General features: G+C 69.2%; 11 protein-coding genes. 3 read left to right on the top strand and 8 right to left on the bottom strand.

The features are described 5' to 3' along the window. Positions 1-4: 4 nt before the first annotated feature. From tap to WN71_RS34205, 5 genes are all read right to left on the bottom strand, one after another. Positions 5-2,128, bottom strand: coding sequence for a telomere-associated protein Tap (gene tap / locus WN71_RS34220; protein ID WP_046584012.1), 2,124 nt, complete (start codon positions 2,126-2,128; stop codon positions 5-7). A gap of 913 nt (positions 2,129-3,041) precedes the next feature. Beyond that, entirely contained in the window at positions 3,042-3,584 is a 543-nt protein-coding gene (locus WN71_RS41620) for a hypothetical protein (protein ID WP_143074914.1), read from the bottom strand. Between the two features lie 411 nt (positions 3,585-3,995). Then, a complete protein-coding gene (locus WN71_RS34215) occupies positions 3,996-4,889 on the bottom strand; it encodes a carbon-nitrogen hydrolase family protein (RefSeq protein ID WP_240529866.1) in 894 nt (297 codons plus the stop codon). A gap of 222 nt (positions 4,890-5,111) precedes the next feature. Next, a complete protein-coding gene (locus WN71_RS34210) occupies positions 5,112-5,783 on the bottom strand; it encodes a hypothetical protein (protein WP_046584014.1) in 672 nt (223 codons plus the stop codon). 266 nt (positions 5,784-6,049) lie between these two features. Beyond that, positions 6,050-6,514, bottom strand: coding sequence for an ATP-binding protein (locus WN71_RS34205; RefSeq protein ID WP_046584015.1), 465 nt, complete (start codon positions 6,512-6,514; stop codon positions 6,050-6,052). Between the two features lie 290 nt (positions 6,515-6,804). Here WN71_RS34205 and WN71_RS34200 point away from each other — a divergent pair, with 290 nt between their 5' ends. Both WN71_RS34200 and WN71_RS34195 read left to right on the top strand, forming a co-directional pair. Further along, positions 6,805-7,041: a DUF397 domain-containing protein gene (locus tag WN71_RS34200; RefSeq protein ID WP_046584016.1), complete on the top strand. Its 237-nt coding sequence runs from the start codon at positions 6,805-6,807 to the stop codon at positions 7,039-7,041. 91 nt (positions 7,042-7,132) lie between these two features. Next, positions 7,133-8,038: a helix-turn-helix domain-containing protein gene (locus tag WN71_RS34195; RefSeq protein ID WP_046584017.1), complete on the top strand. Its 906-nt coding sequence runs from the start codon at positions 7,133-7,135 to the stop codon at positions 8,036-8,038. Between the two features lie 630 nt (positions 8,039-8,668). Here WN71_RS34195 and WN71_RS34190 read toward each other — a convergent pair. Both WN71_RS34190 and WN71_RS34185 read right to left on the bottom strand, forming a co-directional pair. Beyond that, positions 8,669-9,076 carry a hypothetical protein gene (locus WN71_RS34190; RefSeq protein WP_046584018.1) on the bottom strand — a complete coding sequence of 136 codons (408 nt, stop codon included), beginning with the start codon at positions 9,074-9,076 and terminating at the stop codon, positions 8,669-8,671. 158 nt (positions 9,077-9,234) lie between these two features. Next, entirely contained in the window at positions 9,235-10,209 is a 975-nt protein-coding gene (locus tag WN71_RS34185; protein WP_046584019.1) for a helix-turn-helix domain-containing protein, read from the bottom strand. Positions 10,210-11,649: 1,440 nt separating this feature from the next. On the opposite strand from WN71_RS34185, the gene WN71_RS41615 reads away from it, so the two are divergent. Next, positions 11,650-12,150 (top strand): hypothetical protein, encoded by a 501-nt coding sequence (locus WN71_RS41615; RefSeq protein ID WP_143074913.1) that lies wholly within the window; start codon positions 11,650-11,652, stop codon positions 12,148-12,150. A gap of 245 nt (positions 12,151-12,395) precedes the next feature. Here the strand turns inward: WN71_RS41615 and WN71_RS43035 are convergent, their stop codons facing one another. Beyond that, positions 12,396-12,986 carry a hypothetical protein gene (locus WN71_RS43035; protein WP_046584021.1) on the bottom strand — a complete coding sequence of 197 codons (591 nt, stop codon included), beginning with the start codon at positions 12,984-12,986 and terminating at the stop codon, positions 12,396-12,398. Positions 12,987-13,500 lie beyond the last annotated feature (514 nt).

Here is a 13,500-nt window from a genome sequence, read left to right as displayed (position 1 = left end):
GGCGCTACTCGCCTTCCTCGAGGACGGCGTCGGTGCCCTTGATGTGGCGGGCGGGGTTGAGGCCCTGTTCCATCAGGTCGACCGCCCAGAGCATCGGCTGGACGCCCTCCAGTTTAGCCAGTCCGGGGGCGAGTCCGAGGCGGAAGCCGCCGGGCTGGGGCTTGCCGGAGGCTGCATAGGGCAGGAAGGCGAGCGGGCTGTCGCCAGGGCTGGGGTAGACGACGCAGTCGGACAGCACGGCCAGCGGGTACAGGCCGGTCATCTTGGCCATGTTGGTGAGCTTGCGGTGCATGTTGATCCGGGCTCGGGAGATGACGGCGGCGCGGATGTCGGGGCGCCAGGTCGGCCGCTCCAGTGCTGGCCAGCGTTCTCCGTCCTTGTAGTGGCGGCCCTGCGGGCGCTCGCGGAGTTTGCCGACGCCGCCCTTCACCGTCGCCTTGATCGCCGCAAGCACGGCGGCCAGGGCCGGGTCGGCCTCCTTGTGACGCTCCATGGCCGTGAGGAACTCGGTGTCGGTGAGGTCCTTGGTGACGCCGAGATCGGCGAGGGTGTCGACGTAGGCGTTCTTGAGGCGGTCGTGCCACGGGTCCAGGTAGGCGCCGGTCTCACGGCGCAGGTACGCCTCCAGCGGGTGGACGTTGTGGCCGAGTTCCTGGGCGTAGACGACGGTGTGGGTCTGGTACCAGGCCGGGCCCTGGGGGCGGTGGCCGGTCGGGGTGAAGGGGCTGGGCAGGCGTGGGTCGATCTCGATGTGGGAGAGGTCGACCAGCCAGGAGCCGGGGATCTTCGGGTTGAAGTGCGGGGTGTGGAAGTGTTCCGGTGCGGACAGGCCGACGGTCAGGCGGGCTGCGGCGGCGAGGAAGGCGGTGTTGAGGTCCAGGCCGACCGCGTAGGGCAGCAGGCATTCTTCGTCGGTCAGCAGGTCGACCGGCCGCACCCACTGGTAGGCCTCTTCGTCGAGGAAACCGCCCGTCCAGCCCGAGTTGACGACGACGGGGTGCTCGGGGGTGGCCTCCGGCGGTGCCGGGTCCACGGGCTCGGTGCCCAGGCTGCCCGGATTGTGGCCGGGCACCCAGTTCCCGCTCTGCTTGTCCTGCACGGCGCGGGTGGGCGGGCGCAGCGCGGTCATGAGTTCCAGCCCGGACACGGCGGTGGAGCCGCGGGGGGTGATGACGCGCTGGGCGTAGAGGGCGAGGACTCGGGCGATGTCGGCCGGTTCCATGGCGGTGACGCCGGGCCAGGACCGCTCGTCGAGTGCGTCCCAGGCGAGGACGGCGAGTTGCACGCACTGCCGTTCGCGTCCCTGGGCGGTGCGGTAGATGCGGGCCCAGGGGCCGAATCCGCGCTGGGTGAGCTGCCACTTGGCGCGGGTGATCTGCTTGATCACGGGGTGGTCGGCGGGCAGGCGCAGGCCGCGGCGGTCCTCCAGGTGCTCCGGCAGGCCCAGTTTCACGGCGGCCGCGGTGGTGAGGACGATCAGGGGGTCGGCGTCCTTGCTGTGCCGGTGCAGTCTGGTGGCGCCCAGGCCGGACTCGCGCAGCGTCCATTCCACGAGTTCCGGAACGGTGGTGGCCGGGCAGTCCAGCACGATGCCGTCGGCTCCGTAGGCGCTGCCGTCACCGTCGAGGACCGCGAGCGGGCCGTGGGGGAAGCGTGAATCTCCGGCCGGGCGGGGTTGTTCCGCAGCGGCCGGACGGCGCGCCGTCCCCTGACGGGCCGGATCGCGTTCGGTGCCGGCCGTGGACAAGCCGGCGGTCGCCGGTGCGGCATTCTCCGCCTCGCGGGGCTCGGGTGCGGCCGGGCCGCTGGTCGCGGCCGGTTTCTTCGGCTGCGGCGGGGCCGTTGGGGGCGTTGCGGGGACGGCTGCGGGAAGGTGGTGGGCGGGGTAGCGCTCGGTCCAGCCGCGCAACAGCCGCTGATACGCCGACAGTCGCGGTTCTTTCGGTTCGCTGCGGCCGTTCTCCCAGTTCTTCACGCTCTGCGTCGTCGTCTTCAGCGCCGTTGCGAGCCGGGCCTGGGTGACGCCAGCGGCCTCGCGCAGCCGGGCGCGCTCCGCTGGCGCGGGGAGCTGGGGCTCTGCCTCCAGCAGCGCGTCCACGCTCGCGAACAGCTCTTCCTCGGTGGCCATCCCGTCTCCCTTCCTTTTCGAGCCTAGCAGTTTTTAACCTCCTATTTAACCTGAAACGTAACCCAACTTCGCAGTCTCGGGGCCGACTTGCCGGCGTCGCCGGGGGCCGTGGCGAGACGGACCTCCCGAAGTTCCCCAGACGGGGGTTGCCGCCGCTCTGCCGGGGCGCCGTGGCCGCGTAAGCATCAGAGGCTTCCCGGAGGTCACTCTTCGGGGTACGCCCAGGGTCCGCCGAGAACTCGCCCACCAGTTCGGCCGGTCCACTCTCCCGCAGTCGCCCCGCGCCAAAGATGCGGCCGCCTGCCGGCCGGGAGCCGGCGCGCTTCGCGCAGGGCCACCTGCGGTCCGGCGTCAGCGGACCGCGGACCGGCGCGCGTTGCGGCTTCCGGCATGAGGGGTACGGTCGAGCGCGGCACAGGAGCAGGACAGCCCGTTGGCCGAAAGTTGCGTTGTTGTATGCGCCGATATCCAGCGGAGCGCACCCCGGACCCTGGATGATGGGTAACCAGTCAGTGACGGAAAGTGAAGAGGTGGGCGATCGTGGGGGCCGCGATGACCGCACAGGAAACCGATCACACGGGGGGTAACCCTCCGCACTGCTCCTCTCCGCACCATCCAGGCGGCGGACACCGGCACGCGCGCCCTTATGGCGCCCAGGCCCTGTCGTCCGCTGTGTTCATCACCGCGTGCACGGCTTTCGGATTGATCCTTGCGGCTGCGGCAGTTCTCGCCGCCCCCCGTTCCGCGCGCACGATGGTCTTCCTCGCCGTGCAGCCGGGTGCGAGCCTCCTGGCGGTGCTTTTGGGACTGCTGCGCCGTACGCGTCGCGGGCCGCACGTGCCGCCGGGCCTTCAATGGACCGCCCCGAGCGGATACCAGGGACCGGCGGTCAACGGCGGCGCGATTTCCGACCCTAGCTAGCACGGTGACCGCCTCGACGCCGTCCCTGCCGCTGCTTCGCACCGAGGCCGCGGGCGCTGCGGCGGCGGCTCGCAGTCACCGCCCCGGCTCCGCCGAGTGATGTCGCCGTCGTCCCCGTGGCGATCGCCCAGCCGGGGATGCCCACAAAATGAGCCACCATCACGCCTGCGATCAGCAGCGCCGCCGGCAGCGTGACGAGGAACGCGAGCTGGAGCACGGCAGACCACGGCTTGTCGTTCTTCGCGAAGAGCCGCTCCGAAAAGCGGTCCAGAAAATCCAGAAAGCTTTCAGGCGGCGTATCTGAACGGTCGTTCGCCGTATGTGTTCTCTGGACGTAGATATTTGCATCACTTGCAGGAGAGGTGCGTCCCCTCCCCTGCCGCCCCGGACCTCGTCTCCCATCGGGGCGGGCTCCGGTCTGCCGTGGGAAATCCGGCGTTCCGGAACCGGACTCAGGCACGCCCGATGCCGCGGAACGATCTGGCACCTGGAACTCCTGACTCATACACACCGACATGAAGCGCAGCGCGGGCATTCCCCTTGCACCGAACAGCTTCTCAGCCGCTGGTCACGGGCATGATGCAGGCGCACTGGGGACAGCCTGCGACGATCCGTCGGCCGCCCTTGCCCGTCCGCGCGCCGTCCCGTCATCGGCCCTGTGGGACAGCCGCGCACGGCCGGGAAACACAATCTATAGCCATTGGGCTCCCGGCAGGCGCGCGCCCAAAAAATGCGGCACCGATAACCGGAAATCTTTCGCCCGGTGTCCGACAAGAACAAAACCCGTTACATGCCTGTGTGGAGTCCTCGCACCGTCACCAGGTTCCTGAATTGCGCCCGATTCACTCCCGGGAGTGACACTGCACGCCCCCCTTGAACGCGACAAGTTCCCCGCGCCGCTCCGGATGCCGGTGGCGACTCGAAACCGGTACCCCGCCGGCCGGAGTCACAGCACGGTCTTCGCGCAGTCGTGGGCACCGCCGAAGGCCGGGTTCCGTCCGGCGAGTTCTGTTCGTGCTGCACGCCGCCAGGGGCGGGCGTAGCGGAGTGAGACGTGGATGTCCGAGTCGGACGCGTCGAGGTCGATGTCGGTGACGGCCAAGGCTGGACGGTTGTCGCCCGGGCAGCGGGCCAGCCACCGGCCTCCGGGCGCCACGATTCCCGAAGGGACCGTGGCACTGTACTGGGCGGGCACCGCATAGCCGATCCAGTAGCCGTACAGGGCCGCGTACGCCTGGGCGATGACGGCTCGCATGGCGTCGTCGACCATCACCGGCAACAGGACGCAGTCGACGTCCAGGCGCTCGTACTCGGCGAACAGTTCCGGGAAGTGGGCCTCGATGCACACGGCGATGCCGAAGCGGATGCCGTCGATCACGAAGACGCCGGGGGCGGTTCCGGGGGTGTACATGAACGAGGCTTCGGTGTGGGACAGCATCCGCTTGTCGTAGCGGAGAGCGAACTCCCCGGTGTCGCGGACCACGTGGACGCTGTTGTGAGGCCTCAGCGCCGCGCCAAGGGGGTTCGGCGCACCGAAGGCCACCCACAGTCCGAGGTCGCCGGCGAGTGCCGCGATCGACTCCTTCTCTTCCTCCAAGACGCCCCAGGGCATACGGGCCCAGTCCGCTTCAGCAAGGGTGCTGGGGCCTGCCGAGGACATCACGTACTTGCCGGGATAGGTGATCGCGCCTTCCGGGAACTGCACCAGCCGGGCGCCTGCCCGGCTCGCTTCGCGCATCAGAGCCCGGATCTGCGCCCCGCTGGTCCGCAGGTTCCGTGGATCGGTGGGGTCTTCGGGCACGGCGCTCTGGGCCACGGCCAACCTGAGGGTCTTCACCACCAGGGGACAGTACGGGACGGGGCGCGGCCGACCGTGGCGACACTCCAGCTTGCAGAGCGCCGGACGTCTGCCAGCCACGCCCGGTCTCGGCCTTGGTGTGTTCGACGCGGAAGGGCTACCAGGGATCTCCCGCGGTACGGGCTGTGCGCTCCCTCGCGAAGCGTGCGCAGCCTCATGCCTCAGCCGAGCCGGCGGGCGCCCGTTCGCCGTCTCACTGTGCAGTCAGGACAGGCCGAGGCTGCTGAGTGCGGTGGTCCAGTCGGTGACGATGGCCTGCTGCGCGGCTGTGAGCGACACCTTGCCGGCGCAGACTGCGGTGTGCAGCTTGGTCTCGACTGGGTCCTTGAGGTTGTTCACCCCGGATCCCTTCTTGTGGCCTGGGTCTGCGGGTTCCACCCACAGGTTGCGGTAGTCGTTGGGGTCGCCGCCGAGCTGCAGGCTGATCAGGTGGTCGTACTCGGCGTCCCCCATGTTGCCGGTGAAGTTGTAGGAGGCGGCGTTGAGCTTCTTCTCCTTGCCGGTGACGTAGGTGGAGGGGCGCACGCCAGAGGTGTAGCCGCCCTTGCGGCAGATCGTCGACTTCAGGTTCGCCTGGGTCACGGCCGGGGAGATCGCGCCCGGCGTGCATGCCGGGTCCTCCAACGGTTCGCCGTGCTCGTAGCGGTAGTGGCACGAGCCCGCGGCAGGCTGCTTCTGCACTGTGTAGTGCTTCTGCGGGCCGGCCCCCACCGCGATCGCCTCTCCGGAGACGGATGAGGCGGCCGTGCCCGGGGCTCCAGCTGCCGGGCTGCTGCTCTGGGACGACGCCGAGGTGCCCAGCGGGACGGACTTGCAGCCCGCAAGCAGCATGCAGGCGAGCAGGACGGGGGGTACAGCAAGGCGGACTGAACGCATGACGATCCTTCACAGGCGGCGGTGACTGAGCAGATGCTCCCCCATGCCTCATGGGTGGTGTCTCATGGGGATACGGCGCAAAGGCGCACACGGCAGCGGGGATCGGCGCGCCTTCGAGGAAGGCCCGGGAAAGCTTTGCGCCTCGCATGTCCGTTCTTCGTGCTCGGAGTGGACTTGCGAAGCGGCCGGCGCCGGTGAGATCACGGTCGGGCGGCGGGATGCTGATGCGAGCCAATGGATTTTCGCAGCGCATTTGTCGGTGTCCGTCAGAGGTCGGTTGCTGCGACGACGCGCGCCCAGACCATCTTTCCGGAACTCTGAGGGGCTGAGCAGCCCCAGGAGGAGCTGATGGCTTCGACGATGCGCAGTCCTCGGCCCGACTCGCTGAGGTGGCTTGGCTGTTGTGGCTCCGGGGCGCAAGGGTTCGGATCCGCCACGGCGCATATGACGGCGTGCGGTCTGCGGACGAGCCCCAGCCATGCCGTGGGGGCGCTGTCGCCACGGGGTTCGTGTTCGAGAGCGTGGGTGGCGGCGTTGGCGATCAGTTCGCCCACGACGATGACTGCGTCGTCTGCGCAGTGGGAAAGTCCCCATTCTTTCAGAACATTCCGGGCGAATAACCGGGCGTGGTGGAGACCGGTCGAGTCTGCGCTGAAGCGGTGGGCGCTGAACTCGGCTGCGCTGATGCCCAGCAGGAGTCCCCAGTCGCCGTCGCCGAAGAGGTCGGTCATCGTTCCTGCTGAGGCTGCCGGTTCGGCCGAATCGGATGCATCGTCAACATTCTTGGCGTGACACGCTGTAGTCGTGGCATGTGTCGGCACTGCTCATCCCCCCGCAGCCACCTGCTCCGGCGGCTATAAGAATGTCCTGCCCAAACCAGTATTGTCGCTCCGCACCCGTGGATGCAATTGCTTCTGAAATTGCATCCACACGAGGAAGGGGGATGCCAGTCATCCACAGTGACTTCCGACAGCCCGTCAGTAACATCGGAATTCGGACGCGTTAGCGAAAGAAGGCGGCAATGCAGCAGACCGTCAACGGGGTTTCCGCGAACACGCTCCAGAACGTCACCTGGATCAAGAGCAGGCGCAGTGCGATCGAGGGCAACTGTGTGGAACTCGCTGTCCTGCCGGACAGGAGTGTGGCCGTCCGCAACTCGAGGGAGCCGGACGGCCCGGCGCTGATCTACACACGGGCCGAGATGATCGCGTTCCTGGACGGGGCCCGGGAAGGCGAGTTCGACGCCCTGGTGAGCTGATCTCCCTTGGAACATGCATGACTTAGGGGACATTGCGAGCTCCGCGGTGAGAGGCTGGCCTTCGTTTTGACGGTCCCCTGCAGGAGCCCGCATGTTCGCTGCCGAGCAGAATCGGTTGCCCAGGCTGGAACGGTGCCTCAACTCTCCGCGGCACAATCCCACGGCGCTTCGCCTGATTTTGGCCTCACGGCTGCGCCGGATGCGGCTGACCTCGTCATACAGCCCCATAACGGCGAGTGATGCCCTGCGCTGTTCCGACTCCAAGATCAGCAGGCTGGAACGCGGTGAGGTTCCGCTCAAGGAGCGGGACGTCGCCGATCTTCTGCATCTGTACGGCGCCGGTCCGCAGGAACGCGAGGAGTTCGTGGCACTGGTGCGGCGGTCCAACGAGGCGGGCTGGTGGCACTGTTTCGAGGACGTGCTCCCCAAGTGGTTCGGCAAGTTCATCGGCCTTCAGGAGGCGGCGTCCGTCATCCGCAGCTACGAGGTGCTGCTGGTGCCGGGGCTTTTGCAGACTCCGGAGTACGCGCGGGCCGTCGGCGAGGGCAGCGATCTCGAAGACGACAAGGTGCTGGCGAGCCGGCGGGCCGAACTGCGTCTGGCACGACAGGAGCTCCTGGACTACCCCGATCCCCCGCAGTTGTGGGTGGTGCTGGAGGAGGCCGTGCTCCACCGGCAGGTCGCCCGGGGGGAGGTGATGGCGGACCAGATGCGTCATCTGGTGCAGATGGCCCAGCGCCCGGGCATCCGGGTGCAGGTCATTCCCTTTAATGCGCAGGCGTGCGTCACCGGCGGCTTCCCGATCACCCTCCTGCGCTTCGACCCGCCGGAGCTGCCCGAGATCGTGTATCTGGAGCATGTGGCGGACGCCGTCTACCTGGACAAGCAGGAAGATGCCGAGCAGTACCGCAGCATCCTGGACAGGCTCACGAATGCGGCGGAGTGCCCCGAGGCATCCCTGCGGCGGATCCAGGCAGCCGCTGAGCGGTACGCCTGACAGGACGAGGACAGATCGCCCGGCGGCCCTCTGGGGATCGCAGAACCCCAACGACGCCTGCGCGGCCGGCCGGCGACCGGCTGCCCCTGCCGGGCCCGGGACGAGTAGGCCCCGGCAGCCGGCTGAGCCAGCGCACAAAAGAGCGGTGCCCATGCCGGCTTGCCCGCGGACCCGGGGTGCACGGCGTCGGCCGGCCTCGTGCCGGTCATCCTGCGTGAGCAGCCCGCCCTCGATGCCGGGACACGGCTGTGCAGCGGGTACCGACGCCTGCGTGCGGAAGGAGGAAGGTAATCGGCAGCCCTGGGCGGTCGACCTCCCCAAGCCGAAGGTGTGTCCGGGACGTCTGCGGCACGTGTGCCTGGTGGCCGTGCATCTGCCTTCGGCGCCTCGGTCACGACTGTGCGTGCGGGCGGCACCCGGCCGTATGGAGGCCGGGGTGGGCGAGAGCGGAGTTCGACGCCTGTGATCCATCCGGCCCCTCACCGCCGTGTCAACACGGCACGCGGACTGTGTGCTGTCCATCGTAGGGAGCGGCTGCCGCCATGGGCCATTGTCCGGCCGGGACGTGGACGGGAGCGCTAGGGTGGGAAGTTGCCTCTGCCACAGGGGCCGTCGACGACGGTGAGACGGTCAGGTGGCTGCGCCCTCGGGGGCCTGGGAGTCCTGCTGGCGCCGCAGGATGGTGCGGTGGGCCATGCGCAGCTGGCTGGTGATGACGGACTCCTCCACCCCTAGGAGGTCGGCGGCCTGCTCGTCGCTGAGGCACAGGCGGTGGCGCAGGACGACGACGTCGGCCTGCAGCGGCGGAAGGCTCCGGTAGAGGTTGGTGCAGCGGCCGGCGACGGCGCGGGTGCGCACGGCCTGCGCGATGACCGAGCCGAGAATGTCCCAGGCTTCCGCCACGGGGCAGTGACTGGCCAGGATTCCGGTCCAGTTGGTGGCCACGCTGCCCAGCGCGGCTTCGACGAGTCTGCGGCTTAAGGCCGCATCGGCGACGCGGGCACGGGTGTAGCGCAGGTAGCGGTCCTGGTAGTGCATGCAGAAAGCGATGTAGTCCGCGGGCAGGGTGACCTCCAGGCCGCACGGACCGTGCTGGAGTACTGCTGCGCATCGGGGCTGCGGTGGGGACGGGGGCATGTTCCGCAGGGACGGCCTGGGCGGCGTCACGGTGCTGCCGGATCCGGGGCGGATCCCTCTCATGGCTGCTCGTTCCGGTTCTGGTCCTGGTCCTGGTCCTGGTGCACCATGCGGCCGCCGCCTGCATTGAAGGGCGGTGGCAGCGGGGTGTCGCCGTCGCCCGGGTCGAGGAAGACGAGAAAGGCGTAGTGCACGGCCTCCCACAGGGGGCGGATGTCCGTCGGTGTGCCGCCGACGGCCTGGATGAAGGTTGCGGTGGTCTTCCAGTCCGGGACGGTGCGTCCCTCGAGGATGTCCTTGATCATGCGCACGGTGAGCGTGCAGCCGCTGGCGTCGTGGATGCGTGCGGGCGAGGGCGCCGCGGCTGCCAGGTACAGGCCGCGCAGTGCGGCGTTGAGGCGGGCGGCCGCGTCGGGCAGCGGCTGTCGGGCCGGCGGGGTCATGCCGTGGGCGTTCTCCCACAGGACGGTGAGTTCGTCCGGGTCGCCCCGGAAGAGGTCGGCGAGCATCGCCACCGCGGACCAGTTCGGCAGCCTTTCACCGGACATGATCCGCGACACGTAGGACGGCGACAGGTCGGTCGCCGCGGCCACCTGCCGGATGGTGAGACCGCTGTTGCGGTGCAGGTGGGACAGCGCCGCGGCAAGCTTGCTGGCGGAGCGGTCGCTGGGCTGCACCCGGCTCTTGCCGTCCGTGCGCGGCGGGACGGGCAGAGTGACCGGATCACGCTGGCGCAGCTCCAGCTGCTCGGCCGCGCGCCTTTCGAACCGGCGCCGTACCTTCCTCTCCGCCCAGCGGGAACGGGCTGTGGCGGCGCTGACGGAAGCGGCAGCCGCGACCTCTTCCCAGCTGGTCCCCTTGCGGCGCGCGTCCTGGACCGCCGCGCATATGTAGTACTCCACCTCCCGCGTCAGCTCGCCGGCCTGGCGCAGCAGCGACTCGAGATCCTGCTCGCCGTAGTCGGACGCCAGCAGCGTCTGCGCCAGTGCCTGTACGGATTCGGCGATGTTGCGGGCCAGCGGCAGCGGGTTCACCGTGGCGGGGGCTGCGACATGGCTGCGTTCACGCTGTGCTTGGCGACGGCACTGCGGGGTGCAGTATTCCTGCCGTCGTCCTGGCTTGCCGGAGCGTTCGAAACGCCGTCGGCAGCGGCGGCACTTGCCGTACTGAGGGCCGCTGAGCGGCATTGCTTCCTCCAGGGAGGCACGAGGGGCGTTTCTCTCCGGGCCACCCGCAGACCTTCATCGCTCCGTGGTGACGTCACAGAGCCGGATCCGGCTCCGGGTGGTCGTGCTCTGCACCGTGGCGGCCGGCTGCCGAACTGGGCGAGCCGGCCGCCGAAGTGCCCTCAGTGGATGCGAACTCGCAGGTGACGGATGTGAGATCGGCGCGCAGCGGCACAGGACGCGGCGAGTGCCGCAGCGGCTTCGGGGGCCTGCCGGGCCCCCGTGATGAGGATGAGAGGCAGCACAAGCAGGGCGAGGAACGCGCTGAGCTGCAGCGTGCCAGCCCAGGCACTCAGTCGGCGGGTTTGGGCGCCTTGACCGTGCGGAATGTTAGCGTCGTAGCCCGATTCCGGCTTCTTAATCGAGCCGGAACGGGAAAGGAGACGGATCACTGAGAGGCCTCTGTTTCTCTTGCTGGTCGGTCAACACCTATGAGGGACCCCGGAGTTGGTTAGCTGCCCACCCGGGGTCTTCTCGTGTTCAAGGACGCTAGCGGCTGAAGGTGACCTTCCGCCATCAGGTTCAGTTCATAAAGCAAATCTCGCGTCTCCGGAAAGACGAATGCGACGGCGGCCACGCACGACGCGCTCCGAATGCAATTGCAGCCCATTCATCGCCGCCACAGAATCGGTCGGAACCGGTCGCTTCGATTCATGAAGTCGCCGCCATCGGTTCATATCGCGCTGCTGGGCGTCGAGTTCGGGTCATCGGGGCGCAATCACAGCCACTGACGGGGGTGTTCCACTCGGCAGGCAACAGGGCGGCGCGGGCCGCCGCATCAGGTATCCTTTCGCGCCCCTCCCCCACCACCGGCGCACAACTTGTTCGCCATGCACATGCAAATGGACTGTCCGTCGGGCCGAGCGAACACCACAGACGGGCGGCGACCACGGCAGAAGCGCCGAAGGAGCGGCACTCCTCCTTGCGGCCGGCATCCCGCCCGGGAGACGGATCTTCATCGGGCTCGAGGGGCGCGCGGCCGGCCGCTGAAGCTGCAACGCGTCCTGTCCTGTGCCCTGTTGTGTGTCGGCTGCCGCCGCCGGGGAGCCGTTCGGGGCACGTGGATGCCGACCGGGTGTTTCGTGAACATCGAGCCGGCGCGACCAGGCCGGGATGGACACCACCCGCCGCGACCCGCACGGACCGGACGGGGCCGGTCCGCCGGCTCGCTGTCGTCCAGCAGGCACGAAAGGGTGAACATCCGCAGGCTCATCCCAGGGTGATGACGCGCTGCCTACCCTCACCGGCGTGGAAGTCGAATACCTGCGCCAGGGCGTGCCCTTGGCGGACTACCAGCTGACCAAGGCGGACCACCGCCGGCAAGAAGAGGCCGTGGAAGCCCATGAGTGGGTTCAACGCCATCTCGCCAAGGCGCCTCCCTGGTCGGAAGAGCGTTGGGAGCAGATGCGGGGGCTCCTGGGATCTCCGTCTCCCGCTCGGGAATACCAGCGGTGGCGGCTGCGCCTGTACTGCGGACACATCGTCGAGGCCGCCCGCCCCCGGACAGCTCCGCGACCCGACGAAGGCATGTGCAACAACGAGGCGTGCTCGCAGTGCGGTCTCGACCCGTCCGTGATCGTCGCCTTCGAGCCCTTGGGCTCGCTCTCGGATCCACCGCCGAAGGAGCGCCAGCAGAGACCGGGCCGCTCGCCGCACAAGCCGCGCGTTGACCGGCGCAGCAGAGCCGAACTGGCAGCGGAGAACGCTGCGCTGCGCGCGGAACTCGAGGCCCTGCGCCATCAGACGTAGGGCCTTCCGCGGCTACCCGGACTGCCGATGAACTGTCCAGGCCGAACGGGTGCAGGCGGGACGCCTGCAGTCCCTCGGGACGTCATACAGGCGCAGCCCGGTCCCGCACCTCCGGCCGTGCCTGCAGGTCTTCTTGGGTGGCACGGACGTCGCCCGCCGTAGCCGCTCACAGCAGCTTCAGCGACCAGTGCGGCGATGCGGACTCTGGCCCCCGACAACGTGCGGTGGCTGCCGCGACCGAGGCATCAGCTCGTTCGAGATCCCTGCGCCTCTCCCGCCGCTTGGGGGCCGTCGGCCGAGCGGAGCATCCAGTACAAGTCTTCGGAGTCCGGGCAGCTCCACCACGCCGTAAGCAGCCCGGACGCTCGCAACTGATCCAACAACAACATGAGTTGCGCCGTCGAAAGGCCGATGGCTCTCGCCATCTGGTCGTGTTCCTTCCGCCCCTCGCCGGATGGGTCGGCGTACGCCGCGAGGTATGTGGCGGCCAGTTGCTCTAGCGGGCCGTTTCCTTCGGTCCGGGGCGAGCGGCCTACACGCATGGCCCAGTCCGCGGCCCGGCGCCGGTCCGGGCGTGCCGGAGCCTGGCCGAGCAGGGCGGTGTCGAGGAGTCGGGCGGTGATCTCGCGGGTGGTGCGCGGGGCCGCGATGTGGAGCCAGTTCGCCCGCTCCAGGTCGCACCAGGGTTCTGGGGCGTCGAGGCGGAGGCTGCGCAGTACGCCTCGGGGCAGGCGGACGTGCAGGGTAGCGTCCGCGCGCAGCGCGCATTGCAGGGCGAGCAGGCGCGCCGAGGGTGGGTTGTTGTCGGGGAGGGTGGCGGCCAGGTAGCTGAGCATGTCGCGGACGCGCGTCTTTTCGTCAGGCCCTTTGGGCCGTCGCCGTCGGCGGGGCGTGGCGGTGGGCGGTGACGGGACGAGGGCGGTGTCGGGGACGAGGGCCGCCTGGGCTGTTGCTGCGGCGCAGGCGGTGCAGGTGTCGGCGAGTCTCCAGATCCGTCCGCCGTGTTCGCTGGCGAGGAGGAGGCGGATGGGGCCGTTGCAGCCGCGGTGGCGGGGGTGCCAGCGGCAGCCGCGTTCGCGGCACTGGCAGATGCGCAGGTGAGGCGGTCGGAGGTCGCCGCGGGCGTGCCGTGCGAGGTGGGCGAGGGCGGCCGAGCGGGCGGAGACCGGGGCGATCCGGCGGTAGCTGTGGGGACATTGACGGCAGACCAGGGCGAGGCCGTCAGGGTACGGGCGCAGTTCGACGGTCCAGGTGCGGGGTGGTGCTGGGCATGCTGTGCGCAGCCTCATGGGCGCGTGGTCCTCCTGCTTGTGCGCGCCGGTCTTCTCGCGGGGGTGCGGGGCGGCGGCC

The sequence above is a fragment of the Streptomyces mangrovisoli genome (genome assembly GCF_000974985.2).
Taxonomy (GTDB): Bacteria; Actinomycetota; Actinomycetes; order Streptomycetales; family Streptomycetaceae; genus Streptomyces; species Streptomyces mangrovisoli.
The sequence above is the reverse complement of the archived record's forward strand: the minus strand, read 5'-3'. Positions and strand labels throughout refer to the sequence as shown.

Excerpts from the sequence above, each read along its gene's own strand:
- WN71_RS41620 (WP_143074914.1), bottom strand. The coding sequence starts at position 3,584 with ATGCCCGCGCTGCGCTTCATGTCGGTGTGTATGAGTCAGGAGTTCCAG.
- WN71_RS34210 (WP_046584014.1), bottom strand. The coding sequence starts at position 5,783 with ATGCGTTCAGTCCGCCTTGCTGTACCCCCCGTCCTGCTCGCCTGCATG.
- WN71_RS34200 (WP_046584016.1), top strand. The coding sequence starts at position 6,805 with ATGCAGCAGACCGTCAACGGGGTTTCCGCGAACACGCTCCAGAACGTC.
- WN71_RS43035 (WP_046584021.1), bottom strand. The coding sequence starts at position 12,986 with ATGCTCAGCTACCTGGCCGCCACCCTCCCCGACAACAACCCACCCTCG.
- WN71_RS34205 (WP_046584015.1), bottom strand. The coding sequence starts at position 6,514 with ATGACCGACCTCTTCGGCGACGGCGACTGGGGACTCCTGCTGGGCATC.
- WN71_RS34190 (WP_046584018.1), bottom strand. The coding sequence starts at position 9,076 with ATGCACTACCAGGACCGCTACCTGCGCTACACCCGTGCCCGCGTCGCC.
- WN71_RS34195 (WP_046584017.1), top strand. The coding sequence starts at position 7,133 with ATGTTCGCTGCCGAGCAGAATCGGTTGCCCAGGCTGGAACGGTGCCTC.
- tap (WP_046584012.1), bottom strand. The coding sequence starts at position 2,128 with ATGGCCACCGAGGAAGAGCTGTTCGCGAGCGTGGACGCGCTGCTGGAG.